At 40.4% G+C, this 23,283-nt stretch carries 20 protein-coding genes; 7 read left to right on the forward strand and 13 right to left on the reverse strand.

Annotated elements, in window-relative coordinates; translation table 11 throughout:
* Positions 1-56 precede the first annotated feature (56 nt).
* Positions 57-1,244, reverse strand: coding sequence for a class I SAM-dependent methyltransferase (locus ACE3G9_RS02035; protein WP_449218345.1), 1,188 nt, complete (start codon positions 1,242-1,244; stop codon positions 57-59).
* A 142-nt stretch (positions 1,245-1,386) separates the two neighbouring features.
* Between ACE3G9_RS02035 and yccX the strand changes: the two genes are divergently transcribed.
* The gene (yccX, locus tag ACE3G9_RS02040; RefSeq protein ID WP_417880592.1) at positions 1,387-1,659 is read left to right on the forward strand and encodes an acylphosphatase; all 273 of its coding nucleotides are present in this window, start codon (positions 1,387-1,389) and stop codon (positions 1,657-1,659) included.
* Positions 1,660-1,702: 43 nt separating this feature from the next.
* Here yccX and ACE3G9_RS02045 read toward each other — a convergent pair whose 3' ends face one another.
* The 3 genes from ACE3G9_RS02045 to ACE3G9_RS02055 all read right to left on the reverse strand — a co-directional run bounded on the left by ACE3G9_RS02045 (position 1,703) and on the right by ACE3G9_RS02055 (position 4,261).
* Positions 1,703-2,032 (reverse strand): TusE/DsrC/DsvC family sulfur relay protein, encoded by a 330-nt coding sequence (locus ACE3G9_RS02045; RefSeq protein ID WP_449218346.1) that lies wholly within the window; start codon positions 2,030-2,032, stop codon positions 1,703-1,705.
* Between the two features lie 456 nt (positions 2,033-2,488).
* On the reverse strand, positions 2,489-3,151 hold the full coding sequence (locus tag ACE3G9_RS02050) for a Bax inhibitor-1/YccA family protein (protein ID WP_417880590.1): 663 nt from the start codon (positions 3,149-3,151) through the stop codon (positions 2,489-2,491).
* A gap of 228 nt (positions 3,152-3,379) precedes the next feature.
* Entirely contained in the window at positions 3,380-4,261 is an 882-nt protein-coding gene (locus tag ACE3G9_RS02055) for a hypothetical protein (protein WP_417880589.1), read from the reverse strand.
* Positions 4,262-4,577: 316 nt separating this feature from the next.
* On the opposite strand from ACE3G9_RS02055, the gene ACE3G9_RS02060 reads away from it, so the two are divergent.
* A complete protein-coding gene (locus ACE3G9_RS02060) occupies positions 4,578-6,260 on the forward strand; it encodes a glycoside hydrolase family 19 protein (RefSeq protein ID WP_449218347.1) in 1,683 nt (560 codons plus the stop codon).
* A gap of 101 nt (positions 6,261-6,361) precedes the next feature.
* On the opposite strand, the gene ACE3G9_RS02065 is transcribed toward ACE3G9_RS02060, so the two are convergent.
* The 4 genes from ACE3G9_RS02065 to ACE3G9_RS02080 all read right to left on the reverse strand — a co-directional run bounded on the left by ACE3G9_RS02065 (position 6,362) and on the right by ACE3G9_RS02080 (position 10,604).
* Positions 6,362-7,111, reverse strand: coding sequence for an amino acid ABC transporter ATP-binding protein (locus tag ACE3G9_RS02065; protein ID WP_417880587.1), 750 nt, complete (start codon positions 7,109-7,111; stop codon positions 6,362-6,364).
* A 69-nt stretch (positions 7,112-7,180) separates the two neighbouring features.
* Positions 7,181-8,278, reverse strand: coding sequence for an amino acid ABC transporter permease (locus ACE3G9_RS02070; protein WP_417880586.1), 1,098 nt, complete (start codon positions 8,276-8,278; stop codon positions 7,181-7,183).
* A 16-nt stretch (positions 8,279-8,294) separates the two neighbouring features.
* Positions 8,295-9,503, reverse strand: a complete 1,209-nt coding sequence (locus ACE3G9_RS02075) for an amino acid ABC transporter permease (RefSeq protein ID WP_417880585.1) — start codon at positions 9,501-9,503, stop codon at positions 8,295-8,297.
* A 78-nt stretch (positions 9,504-9,581) separates the two neighbouring features.
* Complete coding sequence (locus tag ACE3G9_RS02080; RefSeq protein WP_417880584.1) at positions 9,582-10,604, reverse strand: amino acid ABC transporter substrate-binding protein; 1,023 nt, start codon at positions 10,602-10,604, stop codon at positions 9,582-9,584.
* A gap of 478 nt (positions 10,605-11,082) precedes the next feature.
* Between ACE3G9_RS02080 and ACE3G9_RS02085 the strand changes: the two genes are divergently transcribed.
* The 4 genes from ACE3G9_RS02085 (at position 11,083) to btuD (ending at position 15,094) form a co-directional block, all read left to right on the forward strand.
* Positions 11,083-12,018: a precorrin-2 dehydrogenase/sirohydrochlorin ferrochelatase family protein gene (locus tag ACE3G9_RS02085; RefSeq protein WP_449218348.1), complete on the forward strand. Its 936-nt coding sequence runs from the start codon at positions 11,083-11,085 to the stop codon at positions 12,016-12,018.
* A gap of 49 nt (positions 12,019-12,067) precedes the next feature.
* Positions 12,068-13,111, forward strand: coding sequence for a succinylglutamate desuccinylase (locus ACE3G9_RS02090; RefSeq protein ID WP_449218349.1), 1,044 nt, complete (start codon positions 12,068-12,070; stop codon positions 13,109-13,111).
* 217 nt (positions 13,112-13,328) lie between these two features.
* Complete coding sequence (btuC, locus tag ACE3G9_RS02095) at positions 13,329-14,324, forward strand: vitamin B12 ABC transporter permease BtuC (RefSeq protein ID WP_449218350.1); 996 nt, start codon at positions 13,329-13,331, stop codon at positions 14,322-14,324.
* 20 nt (positions 14,325-14,344) lie between these two features.
* A complete protein-coding gene (gene btuD / locus ACE3G9_RS02100; RefSeq protein WP_449218416.1) occupies positions 14,345-15,094 on the forward strand; it encodes a vitamin B12 ABC transporter ATP-binding protein BtuD in 750 nt (249 codons plus the stop codon).
* A 563-nt stretch (positions 15,095-15,657) separates the two neighbouring features.
* Here btuD and ACE3G9_RS02105 read toward each other — a convergent pair.
* The 3 genes from ACE3G9_RS02105 to ACE3G9_RS02115 all read right to left on the reverse strand — a co-directional run bounded on the left by ACE3G9_RS02105 (position 15,658) and on the right by ACE3G9_RS02115 (position 19,505).
* The gene (locus tag ACE3G9_RS02105; RefSeq protein WP_449218351.1) at positions 15,658-16,932 is read right to left on the reverse strand and encodes a tetratricopeptide repeat protein; all 1,275 of its coding nucleotides are present in this window, start codon (positions 16,930-16,932) and stop codon (positions 15,658-15,660) included.
* Between the two features lie 785 nt (positions 16,933-17,717).
* Complete coding sequence (locus ACE3G9_RS02110) at positions 17,718-18,293, reverse strand: nucleoside triphosphate pyrophosphohydrolase family protein (RefSeq protein ID WP_449218352.1); 576 nt, start codon at positions 18,291-18,293, stop codon at positions 17,718-17,720.
* 63 nt (positions 18,294-18,356) lie between these two features.
* Positions 18,357-19,505: an MFS transporter gene (locus tag ACE3G9_RS02115; RefSeq protein ID WP_449218353.1), complete on the reverse strand. Its 1,149-nt coding sequence runs from the start codon at positions 19,503-19,505 to the stop codon at positions 18,357-18,359.
* Positions 19,506-19,766: 261 nt separating this feature from the next.
* Here ACE3G9_RS02115 and ACE3G9_RS02120 point away from each other — a divergent pair, with 261 nt between their 5' ends.
* Entirely contained in the window at positions 19,767-20,660 is an 894-nt protein-coding gene (locus ACE3G9_RS02120) for a LysR family transcriptional regulator (RefSeq protein WP_417881238.1), read from the forward strand.
* Between the two features lie 98 nt (positions 20,661-20,758).
* On the opposite strand, the gene alr is transcribed toward ACE3G9_RS02120, so the two are convergent.
* Both alr and ACE3G9_RS02130 read right to left on the reverse strand, forming a co-directional pair.
* Positions 20,759-21,850 (reverse strand): alanine racemase, encoded by a 1,092-nt coding sequence (gene alr / locus ACE3G9_RS02125; protein WP_417881230.1) that lies wholly within the window; start codon positions 21,848-21,850, stop codon positions 20,759-20,761.
* Entirely contained in the window at positions 21,843-23,102 is a 1,260-nt protein-coding gene (locus ACE3G9_RS02130) for a D-amino acid dehydrogenase (RefSeq protein ID WP_449218354.1), read from the reverse strand. Before ACE3G9_RS02130 ends, alr begins: the two co-directional genes overlap by 8 nt.
* Between the last annotated feature and the right edge of the window lie 181 nt (positions 23,103-23,283).

Consider the following 23,283-nt stretch of genomic DNA (forward strand, 5'->3'; position numbering starts at 1 on the left):
TGATTAATGAGCTAGGTATATTGTAACTAACGTTGTGTATGAGTACACAATAGCCATTAAATTACCTGACAAGCAAATCCTTTAAGGTAAAAACCTTCAGGGTAGGCGCTGTCTACTGGGTGATCGGCGGCTTGTCCAAAACGTTCAATAAATTGCATTTTACGACCAGCATCCAAAGCTGCGTCCGCTAAAATTTTCTGGAACAGGTTTTGCTCCATAAGCCCCGAGCATGAATAGGTCAGCAATGTGCCGCCCGGTTTTAGAATCTGCATAGCAAGCATGTTGATATCTTTATAGCCGCGGCAAGCCCCATTTAATTGTGCTTTTGATTCGGCAAATTTGGGTGGATCCATGATCACGACATCAAATTTAGTGCCATTTTCACGGTATTCACGTAATAGTTTGAAAACATCAGCATTTAAAAATTCAGCTTTCGATATATCAAAGCCATTGAGCTCTGCGTTGGCTTTTGCGTTATCAAGCGCAGGTTGTGACACATCAGCATTTACAACGTGTGTCGCGTTACCTTTTAATGCATAAAGCCCAAAGCCACCAGTGTAAGAAAAACAGTTGAGTACGGTTTTTCCATCGACATATTTCATGGAAAGCTGGCGGCTATCACGCTGATCTAGGTAGAAGCCTGTTTTATGGCCTGATTTAATATCTACCTGGATTTTTACGCCGTTTTCTTCAATGACAACGACATCCGGTGGTGTATCGCCATGCAATACGCCTTGGCGCTCTTTTAAACCTTCTTTCTTACGAACCGATACATCAGATCGCTCGTAGATGCTGCAAGTAGGGTAGACTACTTTTAATGCTGCAATAAGCTCTTCACGCTTCGCTTCTGCGCCTGCGCTGAGTAATTGGCAAACTAAGAAATCTTGGTAACGATCAATCGTGATCCCTGGCAGACCATCAGATTCACCAGCAATGAGTCGATAACCCGTTAACCCCCCACGTTCGATAATCGCATTACGCATGCTTTGCGCATCCGTTAAGCGTTTAATAAAGAAATCAGTATTAATTTCTTCTTTTTCAAAACTCCAAACGCGAGCACGTATTTGTGATTGAGGAGAAAATGCAGCTTTTGCTAACCATTGGCCTTGGTTGGAATAGATATCTACCGTTTCCCCTAATTGTGGTTTTCCATCGATTTTTTGAATACCACGAGAAAAAACCCAAGGATGGCGACGAAGTAGAGATTTCTCTCTGCCTTTTACGAGATAGATAGCTGATGACATAGTTAGAAATTGCCTGAAAAAAATGAATGTTCTATTTTCATGGAATGTGAGGCGGAAAGCAAATGAATACAGGCAAATGTTTCGTATTAGCGCCATTATCACTAAACTGATAACTGAATGATTAATAGTAAAGGAGTGGATTATGGCCGAATCTAATCGAATGTTTATAGTATCGGGTAGGGTACAAGGTGTTGGCTTTCGTTATCAGACCGCCCATCATGGTTTAACTCTCGGGTTAACGGGGTATGCTAAAAATCTGAATAATGGTGATGTCGAAGTTTTAGCTTGTGGCAATGAGCAAAAGGTGGTTGAGTTTTATGAGTGGCTAAAGCAAGGTCCAAGGACAGCTTATGTTGAATCTGTAAAAGAAGTCGAAACGACGCTTATTACTGAAAGGGATTTTGCTATTTTGTAGTGATTGAGCGTAATCCCTCTCTATTGAAGTTACGGAATATTCTTTATAAGCACTTTGCAGGCTTGGGTAAACCAGCTAATTTTGTTGCTTGTTTCGCTGGGCCTTTTCGAAATAGAGTAAACAGATATTTACTATTACCTTTTTCTGGACCATGCTCTTTTGCCATTGCTTTAACTAGCATCCGAACAGCTGGAGAAGTGTTGAATTCGAGATAAAAATTGCGCACAAATAGAATGACTTCCCAATGTGCATCAGTAAGTTCAATCCCCTCTTGCTCCGCGATCATAGGGACGAGGTCTTCTTGCCAATCTGTGTGATTTAAAAGGTAGCCTTCTTTGTCTGTTTCTATCGTCTTGTCATTATATTGATACATTTCAACCGTCCTGCCGCGTGCACTACTTGAATATATTTCTAATCATAATAGCAATCAAACTCTGAATCTAATGATATTACGATTCAGGCTTCTAGCTGCTTTAAATATACCCAAGTAACTTCAAGGTGCGAGTTTCAGCAAGAGGAAAACAAGTTTTAGGCAAGGCAAATAGAACATGATCATAGTTATTCAATCTCTGTTCAATTTAACGCAACATAAATCTTGTTTTAACTTGCCCCTCGGGAGCTTTATCCAAACCTCTTCTTTTTTATAAGAGATAGGCAGTGTCAGATTAGTTTGAAAGGTACCTACATTCCTTCGCCAATCTTCTTTGCCTAAAGGTTTGGATGATAGCTCTGAATTCTGCACCTTGACGTTACTTGGGTATAGGGACAAAAAAGCCTGAAAGTTTCCCTTCAGGCTTTTGAATGGTTTTAGTATCAGTTTATTGGCAAATTAATCGCGGCTAGTAATACCTAAGATGCTTAGTAAGCTGATGAAAATATTGTAAATAGATACGTAAAGAGTAATGGTCGCTGAGATATAGTTTGTCTCGCCACCACGTACAATACTTTGCGTTGTGAGCAATATTGCACCTGTTGAGAATAAAACAAACATTGCGCTTAATGCTAGGTGGAACATTGGGATTTGGATGAAGAAGCTTGCAACCATACCCACGATTAATACAATGGCACCTGCCATCATAACGCCATTTAATACTGATAAATCACGTTTAGTGGTTAATGCATAAGCGGATGCCGCCATGAAAGATAAAGCCGTACCACCAAGAGCAGTAACAATAATATCGCCCATTCCAGCGCCAACGTACATATTCAGAATTGGACCAAGGCTATAACCTAAGAAACCTGTAAATAGGAAAGCAAATACAAGACCTAAGCTAGAGTTACGGTTTTTCTCTGTTAAGAAAAGCAAACCATAGAAACCAACTAACATTAGAATGATACCTGGGCGAGGTAAGTTTAGCGCCATAGATACACCCGCTACCACTGCAGACCAAAGTAGTGTCATAGACAATAAAAAGTAAGTGTTACGTAACACTCGGTTGGTTTGTACAACGCTTTCGCTTCTTGCGGTGCGTGATGTTAGTGGACTGTTCATAGTTTCCCTCGTTAATACACTTGATACCGATAGCATAACCATTATTTGATTGCAGGGTTACTGCTATCGGATTACTTAAAAATAGACTAAGTATCTTTAAGTACATTAATGGTGCTTAAAGTTCACTTTTTCAAGGTTTTTATTTAATAACCTTTGTATTTATTCTACGGGAATTTCCTTATATCTGTCAGGTGAAGTTGTAACATGATATGAAAATAAAAGTGCTGTTTACGCCTCTTTTAATGTTACCCAGTCTAATTTGATAGAATCGTCCATGCTTTGTAAGAAAGGTAGCATATCTTCTAGAGCCGCTAATTGAGATTGACAATGGCAGTATTCTCTTAATACCTTATTAACTTGTTGTTCATCTTGGTAGGCAGAGGTCACTTCTTGCACTTGGGAATGTGGGATCTTGGCAAATAAAAATGCTTTACTGATGCACTCTTTCCACTGCAAATTAATCAGTTTGTTGGTTTCGTCGGTATCAAAAGCGAGATATTGAGTTTTGTCATTTTGATTACGAGAAACGGCATAGCATAGTTGGCTTTCTTTTCGCTCAGATAATGTTTCTATACTTGCTTTTAGCCATGATGCACTATTAAAGCGAGAGGCTATTTTAGATTGCTTGTTGAGGGGCAACCCATATAGCTCAACTTCATATTTTCCTTTCGAGCCATCGACTAGTGCGCCTAGAGTCGATTGCCAAAATGAAGCTTGATAGTGTGGCGTAGCAGTGTTTATTCCTAGGTATTCAAATAATAGTGATTCATCTAAAGCGGCTGGAATAGACTGCAAAATCGCGACAATATTATCTTCTAACTTCAACTCTGGTGAGCAAAAAATAAAATCTTGCGCGGTAATATGACGAGATTCTTTGTCGTTTAACAGCGCGAGTCCATACTTCTTCATACCCTTTGGTATTAACCACTCAATATTTGTATCAATGTCCTCATACCAGTGACTCGGTAGGTTAGCTATGTCGCAAGTGACAGAGAAGAAACCTGTTTCTAAGTCATAGCACTTTGAGGATAGTAAATATTGAATAAAACCATCGTGTTTAATAGATGTGACGTTTAAAAGTAATTTGGCGCGTTGGGTCTGTAAACTCATACTGCTTTAGGCCTATCTCTATCGGTAAAGTGATTTGCATTTTAATCAGCCTAAAATGTGACGGCTATACACCTATGACATCTTGGTACTTTTTTGAGACGCAGTTTGAAATATCTAATTTATCAATTACATCGGTTGCTTACCCCCACTTGAGTCTGATTGGGTATATCACAATTACTTCTTTTCATATTCAATACTCGACATCTGATTTTTTAGTTGCGTCGCAAAAGGAATGTATCCATATTTTTAATGCTGTTTTTGTTTCATGTTTCAGAACTAACCTCTAGATGATTATCAACAAATAAGGAATGCATCTATGTTAAAACGGAAATCATTTATCATAGTGCTTGGCGCGTTATATACCTTGCCAAGTTACGCCAGTATGAATATTCAACCGGATCCTGAAAATCCGACAGGCTATATAGTCGATCGCACTGAAATACAAGCAATGGAGCAACAAAAAACGTCAGATCCTATGTATGCTATTTGGTCTAAGGCGTTAGAAACCAGAGATAATGCTATTGTTGAGGCTATTGAACCGGGTGCGAGTTCTAACCCAGAAAATGTTAAGAGAGTTGAGCGTGTTTTCCCTCAATCTGACTGGGATTTCTTAACTCAAATGGCAGCGCCAGAATATACCTACACGCGTTTTTTGCGGGCGATAGGCAAGTTCCCTGCATTTTGTGGCGAGTACACCGATGGGCGTGACTCTGACGCAATTTGTAAGAAGTCGATTATTACGGCATTTGCTCACTTTTCACAAGAAACTGGCGGTCATATTTCCAAAGATAATATTTCCGATAATCCACTTGCGCTAGAAGAGTGGCAGCAAGCACTGGTGCATGTTAGAGAAATGGGCTGGTCTGAAGGTCAAGCAGGGTATACCACAGGTTGTGGGCAAGATGATTGGCAAAATAAGCGTTGGCCATGTGCAGCCGGTGAAGGCTATTTTGGTCGAGGTGCCAAGCAACTTTCTTATCATTTTAATTATGGCGCTTTTTCTGAAGTAATGTTCGACGGGGATGCGACGGTATTACTGAATAACCCGGGACTAGTTGCGGATTCATGGCTTAACCTTGCTTCTGCTATTTGGTTTTTCTTAACGCCACAAGCGCCAAAGCCTGCGATGTTGCATGTTATTGATCGAACTTGGAAGCCATCTCAGCGAGAACTCGATGCGGGTATTGGATATGGTTTTGGTACTACTATTAACATTATTAATGGTGGGATTGAATGTGGTGAGCAAAATAAAGAGAAAGGTCAGCCAGTAAATCGTATCCGTTATTGGGAAGGCTTGGTGGCACATTTTCAAATTCCTATTGAAAGTGATGAAACCAATACTTGTTGGCAACAGACGCCTTATGGAAGCTTGAATTTAAATGGTACGACGGATGTGCTGTACACAAACTGGGATGGTAATTGGAAATACTATTCTGATCGTCCAGGCGGTTATTCATTTGAATGTGAGTTGGTTGGTTTCCAAACTGCTTATTCGGCACTGGTTCCGGGAGATTATGAAAAATGTGTCACTAACTTCTATGGCTCTCATGCAGGTTGGCCAGAAGTAAGAGTCGTTGATGAGCTTGAGCCAGTCTCACCCGATCCGGTTGACCCCCCAGTTGATGGTGTAGATTCATGGGACGCGAGTAAGGTTTATACTGGCGGCGACCAAGTGAGCTATCAGGGGGCGATATATCAAGCAGCATGGTGGACGCAAGGAGATACACCAACCAGTGGCGGGCCTTGGTCATTAATGAATGGTGAGGTGAATGACGGTGGGGATGTCGAACCTAATCCTGAACCAACCCCTGATCCTGAGCCAATACCAGATCCGACTCCGATTGAGGATTATATTGTTTGGCAACCAGGTGTGACTCAAATAGCTAACGGTGAAAAAGTGAGTTATCAAGATAAGTGTTTTATTGCCAAAAATGGCCCGGGAGTTTGGGAATCACCAATACAATCAAATTGGTTTTGGGATGAAATTCAATGCCTCTAGTTGATTAGAATAATGAGTTAAGAGATAGATAAACTAAAAAGCCTTAGCAGTGTGAATTGCTAAGGCTTTGTTTCAAATATAGTAGCGTTTAAACGATGAGATTAATGATGCAGTATTTGGCTTAAGAAATTAATGGTACGGTCTGATTGAGGGTTTTCGAAAAACTCTTTCGGGTTGTTTTCTTCAATAATTTCTCCAGCATCCATGAATATGACACGGTCTGCAACTTCTTTAGCAAAGCCCATTTCATGGGTTACACATAGCATCGTCATGCCTTCGCCCGCCAATTCAACCATTACGTCAAGTACTTCACGTACCATTTCAGGATCGAGCGCAGAAGTAGGCTCATCAAATAACATTATTTGTGGATTCATACATAATGAACGAGCAATCGCCACACGTTGTTGCTGACCACCAGAAAGTTGCCCAGGGTATTTATCGGCTTGGTCTGGGATTTTTACCCGTTCTAAATATTTCATGGCAACTTTCTCTGCTTCCGCTTTTGGCATTTTCTTTACCCAAATAGGCGCTAGGGTGCAGTTTTCTAACACCGTTAAATGTGGGAATAAGTTAAAGTGCTGAAAACACATCCCAACTTGTTTACGGATGGCTTCAATATTCTTCAGATCGTCAGTTAGCTCGGTACCACCTACATTAATGCTTCCTTTTTGATGCTCTTCCAAATGGTTAATACAGCGAATCATGGTTGATTTGCCAGAACCTGAAGGGCCACAGATAACGATTTTTTCGCCTTTTGTTACTTTCAAATTGATATTTTTCAGTACGTGGAATTCACCATACCATTTATTCATATCATCAATTTGGATCATGTAGTCTTGTTGTTGAGTCATAATTACTTCCTTGAATGCTTCTATCTTCCAAGAGATCTATACCAATTGTATTAATACCAATTACATTAATTATCTCTTATGGCCAGTATGGAGTTTGTTTTCTAAATAAATGGAGTAGCGGGAAATCCCGAAACAAAATACCCAGAACACTAACCCAACAAACACATAACTCTCAGTTGAATAACCTAACCAGTCCGGGTCGTTATTCGCAGCCTGGCCGATACCTAGTACGTCATACATACCAATGATGAGAACAAGACTGGTATCTTTCAGTAGTGATAAGAAGTTATTTACAATAGATGGAATGGTGATTTTTAATGCTTGTGGTAACACAATTAATCCCATTTTTTGCCAATATGACAGCCCAAGTGAATCGGCTGCTTCGTACTGGCCTTTAGGGATCGCTTGTAAACCACCTCGTACAACTTCTGCCATATACGCTGAATAGAACATCACCACCCCGATTAAGGCTCGAATGAGTTTATCGGTTTGAACACCATCAGCGAAAAAGAGTGGCAACATGACTGAAGCCATAAATAAAACAGTAATCAGTGGAACGCCACGCCAAACTTCAATATAAGCAATACTCAGCTTACTGATAATTGGCATTTTAGAACGTCGTCCTAATGCTAGAACCACACCAATCGGTAACGAAAGAACGATACCTATGGTTGAAAGGATTAACGTAACCAGTAGGCCACCCCATTGGTGAGTATCAACCACTGGCAAACCAAACATCGAACCTTCAAGTAGACCCGCCATTAAAATAGGGTAGGCACTACCAAAAAAGATAAAGATCCAAGTCCGTTTCGGCGTTTTTTCGTAAGCCATCAAGACAACAAGAATGGCAAGTGTCCAGTAAAATAGCTTAGGTCTCCACAGTTCTGCTGCTGGATAAAAGCCGAACATGAACTGATCCCAGCGGACGCTGATAAACACCCAACATGCACCGGTACTACTACATGCATCTCGAGTTGTGCCTATCCAATCTGCGTTGATGATTCCCCAATCTACAATTGACCAAATTGTTGTCACGGCAATATAAGCCATCACTAGGGTCAAAAGACTATTAAGAGGTGTACTAAACAAGTTTTTGCGTAACCAACCGATAAGCCCGACAGTATTAGCCGGTGGCGGGAGGTCAGGTAAAAATTGGTGCTGTTTCATCTAAATTCTCCGCTTGTTATCTTTCTACTAACGCAACTTTGCGGTTATAGATGTTCATGAGCCATGACGTTAATAAACTTAATCCTAAGTAAACTCCCATCGTCATAAAGATGATCTCAATAGCCTGGCCGGTTTGGTTGAGCGTTGTGCCAGCAAAAACCGAGACAAGATCGGGGTAGCCAATTGCCATTGCTAATGAGGAGTTTTTGGTTAAATTCAAATACTCACTAGTAAGGGGAGGAACGATGATTCGCATCGCTTGTGGAATAACAACTAATTTTAGTGTTTTTGATTGCGATAAGCCTAAAGCGGTTGCGGCTTCTGTTTGACCATGACTGACAGCTTCAATGCCTGAGCGAACAATTTCAGCGATAAAGGCTGAAGTGAATATGCCTAGAGCAAGCCATAAAGCGAACAATTCAGGCAATACGGTAATGCCACCTTTGAAATTGAAGCCTTTTAATTCAGGGTAATCTGCCGAAATTGGCATTCCCATAATGAAATAAGCGACAAGTGGTAAGCCGATACATAAGCTTAAAACAATTCTAGTAACTGGCGTTTGTAACCCTGTCACTTTCTGTCTGTTTTTAGCCCAGATATACACACCAATGCTGAGCACAACCGCAAGAATAACCGCAGCGCCGATTAGCCAACTACCAGATTCAAAGATCGGTTTTGGTACATACAAACCACGTATGTTGAGAAATATAGCTTCGCCTAAGCTGAGACTTTGTCTTGCGGAAGGTAGGGCTTGTAGAACCGCAAAATACCAGAATAGTATCTGCAGTAGAGGGGGGACATTACGAACAATTTCTATGTATACCGCAGCAAGACGATTGACCATCCAGTTGGACGACAAACGCGCTATACCGACAGTAAAACCAAGAATAGTTGCTAGGATGATACCGAGAAAAGATACTAAAACAGTATTGAGTAGGCCGACGATAAAGGTGCGACCAAAGGTATAGGTTTCATCATATTCAATTAACGCTAGGCTGATACCAAAGCCAGCCTCACGATCGAGGAAACTAAAACCTGTGGAAATACCACGGTTATTCAAGTTATCGATAGTATTATTGATGATGATATAGAAAAAGTAACCAAGAACTAGCACGGTTATAAGCTGAAAAGCAATCGAGCGGAATCTTGGGTTATAAATAAGGTGAGAAAGGGAGCTACCAGATGCTGACTGATTGACTGCTTTCTCAGATTCATTAGGTTTCATACTGCGTAACCTCAAAATCATTGAAAAAAAAGGGCGGCAGAAACCGCCCTAGTCCAGAGTATTATGAAGTTATGTGTATTAACGAATTGGTGGCGCGTATTGGAAGCCACCTGCGTTCCAAAGTTTATTTACACCACGGTCCACTTTAAGTGGTGAACCTTGACCGACAGTACGTTCAAACATTTCACCGTAGTTACCCACTTGCTTAACGATTTGGTAAGCCCAGTCATCTTTTAGTCCTAGACCTTCGCCTTTTGGACCATCAAGACCTAAAATACGTTTCACGTTTGGATCATTAGATTTTTTCATCTCATCGACATTTGCTTGAGTTATGCCATATTCTTCGGCATTGATCATGGCAAATAATGTCCACTTAGCAACGTTAAACCATTGGTCATCACCTTGACGTACGACAGGGCCTAATGGTTCTTTAGAAATGATTTCAGGTAAAACGGTTGCAGAACTTGGATCTTTTAAGTTCAAACGTAGTCCGTAAAGTTGAGATTGGTCTGAAGTCAAAACATCACATCGGCCGGAATCGAAACCTTTAGAGGTTTGGTCCATTGTGTCAAAGACAACTGGTTTGTATTCCATACCTTTTAATCGGAAGTAGTCTGCAAGGTTAAGTTCAGTCGTAGTACCTGATTGAACGCAAACAGATGCGCCATCAAGCTCAGTTGCGCTTTTAACGCCAAGGTCTTTCTTAACCATGAAACCTTGACCATCGTAGTAAGTCGTTCCAACAAAGTTAAGACCTAGTGAACCATCACGTTGAAGTGTCCAAGTTGTGTTACGAGATAGAACATCTACCTCACCAGATTGTAAGGCAGTAAAACGTTCTTTTGCGTTTAGTGGAACGTATTTTACTTTAGATTTATCACCTAATACTGCAGCAGCAACCGCTTGACAATATTCAACATCAAGGCCTTCCCATTGGCCTTTTGAGTTGGGGTTTGAAAAGCCAGCAAGGCCAGTACTTACACCACATTTTAGTTCATTCGCTTTTTGTACATCTTGCAGTGTGCCGGCAAACGCTGTATTAGCCATCATTGCAGCAGAAACTGCGACTGCTGAAGCGAGAAGTTTAATTGATTTTTGCATGTGTATCCTTCCTGTATACGTCCATTGAAATCAGGTTGAACTGAAAACGAATTTGTCTGTGATTGATTAAACTAATGTTGTTTTAATTAGAATATTTGTTCGGTACACCTTCATATTTAAGTGAGGTTTCGTACCTGTTTTACTCTTAAAGAGTAGGAAAGAATTTGAAATACACAAATCACTACATCCATTATGTGATTGAGTTGCATCACAAATCTTTCATTAAATTTAGGATGTATAAATGTCATAGCAATGTAAATAGTGCAATGATGCACCACGATGTCACATCTAACCTTTTATTCTGAATAGTTGAGTAAGGGCGTTATATAATTATCAATAAAGTAGTTACTAATGGATTAATCAATAAGTGAGGGGGGTAAATTCAAAGTAAAATTGTTTGTGATAAAGATCTTATGTTTCCTCTGTGCACAAATTTGGTAGTATCAAGTATGAGTGACACATCACAAAAAGGAATTAAATGCGTTATTTCCCAGTTTTTTTAGATCTAAACAAGAAAGCAGTTCTGGTTGTCGGCGGTGGTGAAGTGGCTTGCCGTAAAGTAGATATGCTTATTAGAGCAGGGGCAAATGTAACGGTAGTCTCACCGAATATTCATCCTTATTTACTTTCTCTAGCAGAGCAACAATCACTGCTTTGGGTGAAGGCGTTTTACCAATCTGAGATGTTGCAAGACTATATTCAGGTCTGGGCTACGACCGATAACTCCCAGTTGAATCATCAAGTTCACCATGATGCTAAGCAAAAAAACATTATGGTTAATGTTGTTGATGACAAACCTTATTGTGACTTTATTACACCGTCTATGATCAACCGTGGTCGTATTCAAATAGCGGTATCCAGTGGTGGGGCGTCACCAGTATTAATTCGTTATTTACGTGAAAAGTTAGAATCTATGTTGCCACAGAACTTATCACTATTGGCAGATTTTGGCGCATCTAAACGTAATAGCATTAAAGAATCATTAGCCACGGTAGATGAAAGACGTAAGTTTTGGGAGCGTTTCTTTTCTTCAGCAAAAATTCCAACCATTACCAAGCGTGAACAATTGGAATCTCTATATCTCGATACCTTACAAGATAAAGTGGAAGTGACGTCAGTTTTGCATTGGATTCAGTTTAATCATGATGTCGAAAACCTTTCGATTAAAGCACTACGTTTAATGCAAGAATCTGAATTGGTTTTGTATCCAACGAATTGTCCATTTGAATTTGTGGATTTATGCCGTCGTGATGCAGACAGAGAAGAATACCAAGATACACACCATTTAGCCGGGTTAATCGAGAAAGCTAAAGCGGATAAATTAAGAGTCTGTGTTTTCACGGCTAATGATCCAATTGCTTCAGAGATGAAGCTCTTGATGGGCAATGACAAGTTAATTAGAATTGCTGAATAAACCATCAACTTAGTCTAAACTTTAAAGAGTAGGCTTCGTGGAGGTGATTATGGATCACCAACATCATCAAAAAGATAACCCTTTAGTTAACGATCTCGTGACCAAAGGGTTTATTTATACCACTTTGTATCACTTATCGTGGCCGCAACAAACCTTAACGGTAGATAGCGGCCTAGTGCTAAGGTTTTATCACCGCGGCATGTTAGGCATAACGCCTGCTCACTACAAAGGGGACAGTGCTACGGTAATATCGGCTGGAATTCATGGTGATGAAACTGGGCCGATCGAGCTGGTCGATAAATTGGTTTCGCAAGTACTATCTGGTGAGGTGACCATCAGCCATCCGTGTTTGTTTATTTTTGCTCATCCCGATGCCACCATAAAGAAACAGCGTTTTATAGAACAAAACCTCAATCAACTTTTTGAAATATCCAATAGGAAAGTACGAGGAATTGAAAGTGAAATTGCCGCTAAAATAAAAGATGTCGTCGAATTGTTTTTTGAACGTTCTTCTGGAAAGAAACGCTGGCACCTTGATCTTCATTGTTCCTCTCGCCCTTCTCAATATCCTGTTTTTGCTATCCGTCCGGCTACCAGACATCAATCTGACATCACCGACCAAGAATTAAAATACTTTGCTCAGCACGCAGATGTTCAGGCTGTTTTGTTATGTCATCATCCTAGTTATGCGTTTAGTTGGTATACCGGTGAGTATTTCCAAGCGAAGAGTTTAACCATCGAACTTGGGCAACTTAGATCATTAGGTGAAAATGATCTTTCCGTGTTTACATCGTTTTTATCGGGTATGCATTTATTGCTCAATCGAAATGGAAAGTTAGATGATGTGAATTGCATGAATCAAGATATTGCAGTTTATGATGTGGTTGATGAGATCCGTAAGCAACATCCAGATTTAGCCTTTACAGCACAACAAGCACTAATCAATTTTGAGCCACTGTACTTAAATCAAGAATACGGAATACAAGGCGGCGTTCCGATGATCTGTGAATCTGGTGGTTACGCTTTAGTGTTTGCTAATGATAAGGTGGATATCGGTCAGAGAGCGGCATTATTGGTCGAAAGAATTCGCTAAAGATAAATATATTATGAGTTTACTTTTCAATTGATGCGTAATTGGTATGGTATCGAAAACACCGCAAGCTTATACTCTTCGTACTTGAAGCTGCAGCTTTGTTGACGGCGTTCATTCACCCCAATCACATAGACGAGCTATGCTCATGGGGCTTCATTCACTTGTCGCCTCACTGCAACTCCAATGATTTTGAGTATACATAAGTGACTATGATCATATGCAATTCAATCAGTTAATTCACACCAAACACCAGAGCTGGAAACTGCCATTCATTTTAATCACGATCTTTTTAGTCAGCGTGAGTGCTATCTATTTATCAGTTGGTGATTTATCCCTGTCTTTTTTCCATCCTATGTCTGATTTACAGCAACAAGTGATCGTCAACCTTCGACTACCTAGGTTGCTTGCTGCCATATTATTAGGCGCTTCACTTGCGGTGGCTGGTGCAACTTTACAGGTCTTATTAGGCAATCCGCTGGCAGAGCCCGGTATTATTGGTATTTCAGGCGGGGCAAGTCTAGCGATGGTGATCGCCTTGTTCTTTTTTCCTGTCTTAATGTCGCCACTAGGTTCAATGGTCGTCGCGATATTGGGTTCGTTAGTTTTTACGCTTTTAATTGTGTCACTTGCCAAAGCGATGCGTTTAACCACAGGCCGCTTGTTACTGATTGGGGTAGCGTTAGGGATTTTATCTAGCGCCGTTGTGACGTGGGCATTTTATTTCAGTGATGACTTTAACCTCAGAATTCTAATGTATTGGCTAATGGGGAGTATTAGCGGAGTGTCTTGGGCTCAAGTGGCACTAGGGATCATAATGTTACCCTGTATCGTTTGGTTGTGTTTCAAAGGTCGAGATTTAGATTTATTGATGGCAGGTGAACAACATGCCAAACAACTTGGGTTGGATGTGTTTGCTCTACGTTGGAAGTTGATTATTTATGTGTCGATATTGGTCGGCTGTTCAGTGGCGATTGGCGGAGTGATCAGTTTTATAGGTTTAGTGGTTCCGCATCTCATTCGTTTGATTTTTGGCAGTGAAAACCGTTACCTGTTACCGATGTCTGCACTGTGTGGCGCAAGTTTATTGGTACTGGCTGACTTACTTGCCAGAGTATCACTGACCAGCGCAGAACTGCCTTTAGGTGTAATGACAACGACAATTGGTGCGCCAGTGTTCATTTGGATGTTACTACGTGGGCATGATCAGAATTAATTATGAATAAAATAACGCCTATGCTCGATATAAAAGATCTCAGCGTATCAAATCGTTTGATGCCAATGAGCTTTCAAGTCAACCCTGGGGAAATCCTACATGTAATTGGTCCAAATGGGAGTGGCAAAAGTACCTTGCTTGAAGTGTTATCTGGCTTACTTGCGCATCAAGGAACCGTCACTTTTAGTGGTGAATCAATCGCTCAATATGATTTGAAAGAACTGGCAACGATCCGCGCCTATTTATGTCAGTCAGATCGACCAGCGTTTAATATGTCGGTCTTTCAATATTTATCGCTCTCTATCAACAAAGACATCCACCATGATGTAGTAGAAAAAGCGGTGAGTGAAATTATCACGCAGCTTTGCATTACCGACAAGCTAGGCAAAAGCATTCATCATTTATCCGGTGGTGAATGGCAAAGAGTACGACTTGCCGGAGTATGCCTGCAAGTGTGGCCAACATTAAACCCAGATGCGAAAGTATTGCTGCTCGATGAACCCGCAGCCCCTTTAGATGTTGGTCAAGAAAGCTTGCTGTACCAAATGATAGAAGTGATGGCGAGCAAAGGCTTAACCGTAGTGATGGCAAATCATGATTTGAATCGAACCTTGAGACATTCGGATAAAGTGTTGATTCTTAAAGAAGGTGTATTAAAAGCAGTAGGCGAAACAAAGTCGCTATTAACTAGTCAATTACTGACAGAGATATTTAATACCCAAGTCACGCGAATTGAGCATGATGGACAAGCGCACTTATTGTTTGATTAATGGTCTGGTATTGATGTCTATTCTAACTTAATCATACAACTTCGGGAGCTTTAAAGTTGTCATTCCAGCCGAGCCTAGGCGAGAGCAGGAATCTATTTACCACAAGCGTATATTAGAAGTTTGAGTGTGCTTTCTTTAGATGCGTTTAACTAAACAATAAGTGTTTAAAAATTACTCGCTCCCTTTCACGTTCTGTGTGTTTATACAGTTATAATTTAATTTTTGGGGTCTTAAACGGTTTTGTGTGAAAGCGAGAACTTATACCTATATGTTAGCTATCAGGATTAATTGTAAGGTATTGTTAATTAAAAATAATATGTAAAAATTGAAAATGCATCCCTGTCACAACTATCTCGCTAAACCCAATTCTCGCTTTCTCCATCGCATAAAATCGGCTAAATGCTTTAATAAAGCGCTCATTAGAGTATCTTATGGCAATAAATGAATTGGTTAGCAGTGAACGTGTTGAAATAATCTGCGGGTTTATCCGTGTTTCTTGCTAATATACTGTTATGTAACATATTCCCCCCTGAAGTTTGTGGTAATGAAGGGGGGAGGAGAATTTATGGCAGTGTTTTAAATAGAAATTCAACCCATGCTGGTGCGTTTCCACTTGCGGAAGCTGCTGTGACAAAGACAAATTCCTTTAGCTTTGATATTACACTTGGTTTTTCATCTAGAATCTTATTTGTAAATTCTTCGACTTTCTCGGTATTTTTATTTTCTGCAGATGAAACTAAGTGACTGATAAGAGTTTGTATATTGCTATCCTGATCTTTTAGCATACTCGTAAGTTCAGTAAAGTAGTCTTTGTTTTGTATGGTTAATTGATTGTTTGTATGAAGTATCTCGCTAAATTTCTCCTTGAAATAAGCTAGATCCTGCTCTTGTTTTACGATAATAGAATCCTGCCTAGCAACAATACCTTCAATCATCATTTTCTTTTCGTTTGCCCATTCAAGTTCGCCTTTGTATTGTATTATTTGACGTTTGAGATCCATTATTTCTACTGGGTCATGGGTATATTGTTCCGGTGTGATTTTCTCGAAAACAACTAAACCATAATTAGTCAAATACTCCTCGACAATTTCTTTGTCTCCTTCAGGGTGTTCGATCGTCATGACGATTTTTGTTCCGATCTGTTGTATCGAAAATGCTACCCCTCCATTGGGGTATTTTTTACTAAGGACGTTTCCGAAGTTTTGAAGTATAGATAGGCCTGCTACATGGTGTTCTGGAGCAAAAGAAATAGATTTAACTATCCGATCTTTCTGTTCATTAGCTTGTATCGCTTTTTCTGCGTAGCGTAGTTTCCGCCACGCTTCAGAATTCGTTTTGCTGCGCTTTACTAATTCTTCATATATCGGTATCGACTTGTTGAAGTCTCCTTGAGCTTCATAAATATCTGCCAGCTTAAACATGGTCTTTGTTGTACCGACTTCTTCAGCTTGGCTAATGAGCAACCGTTTAGCTTCATCTAATTGTTCATTTTTAATTAGGAAATTAATGTAGCAGTCTTTAATACGGTGATTGACCATTTTTGAAGTATGTTTTACCGATATTAGTTGCTCAAAAATTGCCACGCCTTCAGAATAATCAAGATGTTCCGATACAAATAGTGCATAGTGCTCGGACAATTTAACCTTTCTATCAAAGGCATTGGAAGCGAATGCTTTAAGGAAAATTGAGTGTGCTTTTTCTATGTCGCCGCGGTTTGCTAAGTTCTCTGCATAATTGATCCAAGCTGTAGGCTTATTAGGGTTCTGCTGCCAATATTCTTCTGCTGTTGGCCAACTTTTTTCTTCAGGTAATTCTGGGATCTCAAAATCATCTATCATTACTCACCTTCGATATGTGTTTTAATTTTTACCTCTATGCTACAGCATTAATATGTTACATAACAAAGCATTTAAGACGGATTCACAATGCTCGGCATTTTCGGTTTGCTTCCAGTTAAGTGTTTACGGCACAATACTTTTAGCTCTGTGGTCTGCGTTGCTCACCACTTAATGCGGCGTTACTTTCCCATATATCAACTAATCCGTTAAATGCTAATTTAGCAAAGCCAGTGACTCGGCTTTGTCTAAATGAAACTTACGTGAAAGCGAGATCCCGCATCTTCTTCGCTTAGGCTCATGTGCGGGATGACAAGGCCGGAGCTATTCATTTAAGTCAATCGTGAGCCATTATATCCGCGGGCCAACTATACGATTTGGCTAAGGTTAATCATTGATGTGTCAGATCCCATGTGAGTTAAAACAGGCTAGTGGTTCGATATTGATAAAGCGACTTACGGTCACATGATCGTTTATAGAGCAAAGCACGCCAAATCTGTGCAATAGAATCTACCCACAAAGTATTATATAAAATATAGAAAGTGATAAAAACAAAACTGAACGTAAATATATCAATAAAACAATAGGTTAGAGTTTTATTGGGAAGTGATGAAAAGTTGGCACATAAATGGCATTAGTGAAAGGGATACATTCTCGTCCTACCTTGTGTTAACAGAGATAGCTTTTTACTAAAAGTCATGCATTTAACACACATGCCTGCCTCATCTGAGACAGGCTTTTTTTTATCTGTGAAATCTATCTTTGAAACAAACCGTTGAAACTCAGGACTAGTTAGTCAGTTTTTCTAAATCCGCAGGGCGGTAGTAAACCGATTTCAATACTTTTCCTTTACGAACCGTTTTGCCTTGCATCTCTACATCTTTAGCGCATTTGGCAATGATGTATTCGCCTTTTTGCACGCCTTCAAGTTCAACACCTTGTTTAGCGTAGAAAGCTTGAGTTTCCGTGAATTCTTGTTCGTTGCGGCATACTTTACTCATATTGCTTGAATGCACTTCATCCCAACAGGGTAGGAATTCAATGCCACGGTTTTTCGCCACATGCAGTAATAATTCGATGATGTAGCTAATACCGACATTACTGTCTACTTGCTCGTCACCACGATGAACTAAACGCCCCATAAGAACGTAAACCGTATCAACAATTGCATCAGCTTGTTCGGTTTTACAATCCGCTTCGGCAAGTTCAGTTAGTTCTTCAATCGCAAGAGAAGTGTGCAAAGTATCGGCTTTGTCATCGAGAGAGGCTAGGTCTGCGACAGGGAGATCAAAAGTTGAACGGAATTCCGTAATATCACGATATAAGTGTTGGTAAAGTTCCGTTGAAAGTAGGATAAATTGCATGTCATTGCCTCTTGAATAAAAGTTGCGGCAGATGATAACAAACAATGCCTATTTCGGTCATGATCAATTCAATTTTTCCGCGCGGTTAAGCTTGTAGGTAAGCACGAGAATGGCGATATATAACACACTGCCGCCTAATGCGACTATGTTCCAGCCACCGTGTTGCCAGCAATAGATTAAATAAAACCCACCGAGGCTACCACCAACATAATAGTGAACAAGATATAAAGCCGTCGCACTGGCTTTTGCTTGTTGTGCTTTCGAGCTAACCCAACCATACGCCAATGAGTGAGTAAAGAAAGCGCCACTACTAATTAAGATAAGCGCAATAAACATCGCATATAAATTTGGAATCAGTGCTATGAGCATCCCGATTAAACTGACTACCGTGCCTATTACAATGCCGCTGGTGGAATTAAAGCGTAGGCTCCATTGGCCACTAAGTTTGGAGGTTAAGGTGCCAGTTAAATAACAAAGAAAGATAAGCGATACCAAGCTCACAGGAAGTGAGAAAGGTTCACCGACCAAGCGAAAGCCCATTACGGTATAAAGGTTAACAAACAAGGCAAAGTTTAACCCGCCAATTAACATCGCAAACCATAGTCTAGGGGTTTGTAAGTGATGGATAGCATCTTTTAAATGACTAGACAATGATGTTTGTTTGGCGACAAAGTTTTTCTGCGCGGGCACCCAAAGCGTCACCAATATTGCGATGGCAAGACTAAACAACGCCATGCCAATTACCGCAGTTTGCCAACCTAACCATTCACCAACGACGCCGCCATAAATTCTGCCAGTGATTCCGCCTAATGAATTGGCACCAATATACGAACCTACCGCGAGCAAAAATACTTTAGGGCTAAACTCTTCTGCCATGTAGGCCACGGCAACAGAAATATAACCCGCCAAGGCAACTCCCATTAAAGCCCGTGAAGCAATCAGTAGCCCGAGTTGATCGGAAAATAAAATACATAAACCAACAACAGGTGAGGCATACAAACTGAACAACATGATTTTACGTCGTCCAATCTTCTCAGAATAAATTGCCCAAGGTAATAGTGACAAAGCTAATGTTAATGTTGCGGCGGCTAAAACCCAGTTAACATGCGCTGCAGTGACTTGATAATGTTCAGCAATCAAAGGTAATAAAGGTTGAAATAAATACAAATTGCAGAACGAAATAAAAGAGCCAATGAAGAGCCCAAAGGTCACTTTTTTTAGATCCTTTGGGTTGTCATTATCTAGTGGCTCGTGCTGCCTCGAATCATTCTTTGATAAGTCTGTATGCTGTTGGAGGGAAGTCGTCGACATTAACGGTACTCAATTGAACGTAATAACAGAATTTTATCAATAGCCATGATATATATAAAATATATTAAATTAATAGTCTCTATCTGTTTTTGATCTAACTTGTTTAAGTGTTACGTTCATCAACGTCATTATAGAATCAGGAAAGCAATGCATACGAAATTTATGAATACCAAAGCATTAAAGTACTTTGTCACCATCGTAGAAATGAAAAGTTTTAGCCGAGCTTCTGAGGTTTTGCATGTTGCGCAGTCGGCCTTAAGTGTTTCAATTAAAAAACTCGAATTATCAATAGGTTTAACAGTATTACATCGACATGAAAAGGGTGTGCAATTAACTGATGAAGGTTTGCGTTTATATAAACATGCGAAAGAAATTCTTCAGAAACTTGATGATGCAGCGCTTGAAATGCAAGAGCTAAAAGGGTTAGTTAAAGGCGAAGTGAGACTCGGTGTACCTAGCATGATGGGATCTTATTTCTTTCCTGATATTTTGATGGCATTTAAACAACAATATCCAGATTTAAAAATGACTATCATTGATGCAGGCACACAATCGATTCGGAAAATGCTGCTCGATGGAGAGCTGGATCTCGGTGTGATTCTTAATGAAAATGTACCGGATTCTCTAGCCATTGAACCATTAGTAGAAGATGAAATGTTAATGGTAGTGAGTCCTGAACATGAGTTTGCCACTAAGCGTTCGATTTCAATAATCGAATTCTTTTCTCAAGAATTAATCATGTTTAAGAAAGGGTATTTTCATCGAGAAATGGTCGACAAATTGTGTATTGAACATGGGTTTGAACCCAACATTTCTATTGAAACCAATTTGATCCCGATGATTTTAAAAGTGGTACAGAAAGATTTTGCGGTTGGGGCATTATTGAAACTAGTGACTGAACAAGAGAGAGGTGTGGTAGGTATTCCATTTGATCAACCAATCATACTTAAAATAGGCATGGCTTGGCGTAAAACAGGATATTTATCTGTAGCGGATAAAGCCTTTATGGAATTCACCAAGCAAGCTTTACCCGCCGCGATAGGCCGAGAAAAGTAATCGGTATATAATACCCGAAGTAGTTGGAGTTGCAGTGAGGCGACAAGCGAATGAACGCCGTCAACAAAGCTGCAGCTTCAAGTACGATGGGTATCAGTCTAGTCGATATATTCTTTATGTACTCGACGAGTAATACCGGTAAACAAGGTGTAGGGAATCGTATCGCAATAATTTGCAACGTCAGCAGCCTTTACGTTCTTCCCCCATAACTCGACGGTAGAGCCGATTTCAGCATTTGGAATATCCGTTAAGTCTACCGTCAACATATCCATTGAAACACGTCCTACAACTTGTGTACGAACGCCATTGACCATCACTGGCGTACCATCTTTCGCATGCCTTGGATAACCATCAGCATAACCAATAGCTACAGTACCTATCTTCATATTACGTTCACATCGATACCTTTCACCATAACCAACGGATTCGTTCATTTTAACTTCACGTATTGCGATGACTTTTGAGGTTAGCGTCATCACTGGAATCAGTTGTTCTGAAGCGGAATTTGGGTGTGAAAGTGGGTCTGCACCATACAATAAAATACCCGGACGCGTGTAACCCTTAAATTGCTCGCTATGAGTTGAAGGGTGAGCTAACGTCGCCGCGCTATTGGCAAAACTGCTCGTTTTAGAATCTAATTTTTCTAGAGTTGATATACAAAGCTCTAACTGGCTTTGTGTCATCGATTTATCGAGTTCATCGGCACAAGCAAAGTGAGTCATGTGAACGATACTTTCGACTTGCGGTAACGCGTTTAATTCCTCAAAAGCCGCAGGGTAGTCTTGTGATGAGAATCCTAAACGATGCATGCCGCTATCGAATTTTAGCCAAATCGTAAATTGAGAAGATTGAGGTTGGCGTTCAATCGCTTCAATTTGTGCTTGGTTATGCACCGCTGTCCAGAAGTTATATTGTTGGATAAGCTCAAGTTCAGATTCTTCAAAAAAACCTTCTAACAAAAGAATAGGTTGTTTGATGCCCGATTCTCGTAACTCTATTGCTTCTTCAATACAGGCAACACCAAAGGCATCGGCTTCTTGTAGAGCGTGGGCCAATTTCACAGCGCCATGACCATAAGCATCGGCTTTAATGATCGCCACGGCTTGTGAGTTAGGCGATTGCGCTTTTGCCACGCGGTAGTTATGTTGAAATGCAGCAAGATCAATACTTGCTTTGGTTGGTCTAGTCATAGTAGCGCTCGATAGATAAGCCTTCAGGATCAATATCCGGCTGTTTGTTGTTGATAATATCTGCAACGAATTTGGCAGAGCCGAGTGACATTGTCCAACCTAAAGTACCGTGGCCAGTGTTCATATATAAATTGGAGTACTTAGTGCCACCGAGTATGGGGGTGCTGTCAGGTGTCATTGGACGTAAACCACACCAAAATTCCGCTTTGGCGACATCTGCTGCACCAGGGAACATATCTTGAATCACAAAATCTATACTGGCTCGGCGCTTCAATGGGCGCTCTAAGTTAAACGATGCAATTTCTGCGGTTCCGCCTACTCGAATGCGATCTTCAAAACGTGTGACCGCCACTTTATACGTCTCATCCATAATGGTCGATTGAGGCGCGCGTGATTCATCTTCTATCGGTAAGGTAAGTGAATAACCTTTGATTGGATAAATAGGTAAATCGATACCCAACGGCTTCATTAATTTAGGCGAGTAACTCCCTAGTGCACAGACAAACGTATCGGCCTTAACGACACCTTTATCGGTTTTGACACTAACGATTTTACCGTTCGATTCTACTAAGTGTTCAATATTGGTATTGAGCATAAACGTCACACCAATCGCTTCACATTGTTTAGCAAGCTCGGTGGTAAACTTATAACAATCGCCGGTTTCATCACCAGGTAGACGTAGGCCACCGACAAACTTATCTTTTACATTCGCAAGAGCAGGTTCATGTTCGATGCAACCTTGTATATCTAAAGCTTGATGAGGAATCCCCAATTGCTCAAGAACCGCGATATCTTTTTGCAGCGCATCAACTTGTTTTTGCTTACGGAACAATTGTAATGTGCCTTTTTGGCGTCCATCGTAGTTAAGGTTGAGCTCTTTACGAAGATCAACAAAGCAATCGCGACTATATTCAGCGACACGTAGCATGCGAGCTTTGTTGGTTTGGTAGCTTTTAGTGTTGCAGTTAGCCAGCATTTTACACATCCATGAAAGGGTGTAACCATCAAGCTCTTTCATGTTAATCATAAATGGTGATAGATCTTGCATCATCCAACCAATCGCTTTGAAAGGTACACCCGGCGCTGCCCACGGGGAACTGTAACCTGGAGATATCATACCAGCATTACCGTGGCTCGTTTCTTCTGCAACATGGTTTTGTCTATCAATTACCGTCACTTCATGGCCGGATTTCGCCAAATACCAAGCTGTTGTGACACCAAGTACACCACCACCTAAAATTGCTACTTTCATGATCTTCCTTAAGTAAAAACAACAATGAATAAATCCAAGTTTATTGCAAAATTAGGAGAATGGTGCTTTGAAGTTTTCAAACTTCCAGTTTTTTATTTTGTAAATGTTATGAATTTGTAGCATAAAAATTATTTAATATTACAAGGTGTTAAAGTGAGATTTAGATCTGATTTTTATGCAA

It is taken from the genome of Vibrio sp. E150_018 (genome assembly GCF_053544035.1).